Origin of the sequence: Gilliamella sp. CG16 (genome assembly GCF_046635785.1) — a bacterium.
GTDB lineage: Bacteria > Pseudomonadota > Gammaproteobacteria > Enterobacterales > Orbaceae > Gilliamella > Gilliamella apicola_I.
In genome coordinates, this window is record NZ_JBIDFL010000030.1 from 1 (window position 1) to 966 (window position 966).

Consider the following 966-nt stretch of genomic DNA (forward strand, 5'->3'; position numbering starts at 1 on the left):
AGATGTGTATAAGAGACAGGTATCCAGTGGTAGCCCCTCGGGCATTCCCGACCAGGAGCCCACTCGCCTTCTTCGAAAACCTCGGTCGGAGGCGGCTTCGCCGCGCTGCGCTGCATCCCTCCGCCCACCCTATCACGGGGCTTCGCCCCTGTCAAGGCTGAATTTCGATCACGGTCACGTTTCATGGGAGCTCCACAGTCGCACCCATCGTGCGGACCATTCGACCAGCGAACTGGTTGATGCTGATGTTGATGTCGTCCCCAATCGCGGGGGTCGTCGATACGCGGGCCTGTATGGCAAGCTGAAGCCACTCCGTCTCCGAACCCTGCTGGCGGCGTTTCGCCTTCGAGTCCCACGTGCAATACCAGTGCCAGCGCTGCTCGCCCTCTGCATTCCCTACTATCCAGACGTACCCGCCGTCCGGCGAATTCTTCGACGGGAGTGTGGGGAGAACAGCGCCGAGCCCGGCGCTCATCTGAGCAGCAGCACCAATCGGAATCACCACGCAGCAACGAGCGTGCCAACGCGAGTTGTCAGCGTCGTCTAGAGGTCCAGTTCCAGTTGCGATAGTCGTGTTGAGTCCGGCTCCGCCGATGTCCTGCATAGCATCAAAGAATGATAGGCCAACGCAGATTTCCAGAGCAGACTGCGGGTCAACGGGGAAACCCGCGATTTCGATTTCCACAAGGGATGTGAAAATAGTTCGTAGCAGTGTAACATCAGCGCCGCGCCAACGAATGAGACCGGAAAATGCTCCATCGAGTCCTGTCCCGAGGCTGTCGAGGGTGAGGGTAGGCAGGTTTGCCTGATCAAGGGTCATATCATCCCAGACCACTCGCTGCCGTCGGCGTCCACCACGGCGCCGCATTCGACCTCTAGCCATCGTCATCCCCATTATACCATGCCAATAGGCAAGGGCAAGAGGAAATCATCGTCTGGTCCACGAAGTGTATCCAGTGGTAGCCC

General features: G+C 59.0%; 1 protein-coding gene. It reads right to left on the reverse strand.

Features of this window, described 5'->3' with window-relative positions:
* Positions 1-181: 181 nt before the first annotated feature.
* Complete coding sequence (locus ACGH47_RS11370; RefSeq protein ID WP_411623484.1) at positions 182-820, reverse strand: hypothetical protein; 639 nt, start codon at positions 818-820, stop codon at positions 182-184.
* Positions 821-966 lie beyond the last annotated feature (146 nt).